Genomic DNA, 1,175 nt, shown 5'->3' on the forward strand with positions numbered 1-1,175 from the left:
AAATTATTCGAGTTTAGATCAACTCAAAGAACAGGTAAATAGAATTATCAAATCTCTCACTAATGAAGAAGTTTTATTTCTCTGTGGTTGGGACTATATCCTTGAAGCTATATTAAGTGCAACTTCATAGTGAATTGGTATAAGGTTGGCTTAAGCTTACTATTCTGTCCGATATGCTCTGTTTATTGTTTTCAAATAACCAGAGCTGTTGCCGATAGACTTCTGTGACTACTAGTAAGGTTTTATATTGCTTTTTGAGCAAACTTATTAGGGAGGCACCTGAGTCTATTAGCTGTTCAATATGACCTAAATTTCTTTTGATATATTGCAATTGTTTTTTAATTGCCTGTCTTCTTTTGTTGCGAGAAGGTCGTTTTTGTTTGGCTATGACTAAGTAATCTTTTCTGGCTTTTTTGCGGTAGGTTCTGGGTTTTTTGGAAATTTGATTTTTGAGGGATTTATAGAGGATGTCTATGATTTTTTCGGTATGAACTCGGGCTTGATTTAATAGTCCTATGTCGGTCGGATAGCTGATGTCGGCGGGGGCGCAGGTGGCATCTACAATCAGTTTTCCTCGATTTGATGATTCATTTTTTTCGTCTGAATCCTTTTTTTTTTCGGGTGGGCTTGGGGTGGTTTCTAGAATTTTTTCTATTGTGCGTTCGTTCACTTTATTGATTAGGTTCGCACCGATCCGTTGGCGGAAGTGAACGGCGGGGTGATGGGTCAAATGGCAATTCATTACTGTATGTTAATTGACCGATAAAGTATTGTAGGTATGGGTTTTCGCGGATTTGTTCTACTCTTGGACGATCGCTGATGCCCAGTTTTTCTTTGATGATTAATGCCCCCAATGCCATCCGAAAAGATTTGGCTGGCGCGCCCTTTTCTGTAGGGAAATTTTTAGCATATTCTGCTTCAAATTCATTCCAAGGGATGAGTGATGCCATTTTTACCCAACGGTTGTCTGCTGACAACTTTCCCCCGAAGGGCAGTTCAAACTCGGATGGGGGACTAAGAGCAAGCTCAACTTTTCGGTACACGTTCGTAGATGGTGATGCACGGGTTTTGACCTATTTTACCAGTCAATCTTGCACTTTATACCATTTTTATAAAGTTATGATAAACTTACATAAAAAGTAAAGGAGAACATTAAAATGTCTGGTCGTCCTCAT

At 39.1% G+C, this 1,175-nt stretch carries 1 pseudogene; it reads right to left on the reverse strand.

Annotation, left to right across the window (positions count from 1 at the left end):
• Positions 1-139: 139 nt before the first annotated feature.
• Positions 140-1,043: pseudogene (locus QUB61_RS39570) on the reverse strand (IS5 family transposase); the annotation flags it as partial.
• Positions 1,044-1,175 lie beyond the last annotated feature (132 nt).

Origin of the sequence: Microcoleus sp. C2D2 (assembly GCF_036702495.1) — a bacterium.
Lineage (GTDB): Bacteria > Cyanobacteriota > Cyanobacteriia > Cyanobacteriales > Microcoleaceae > Microcoleus.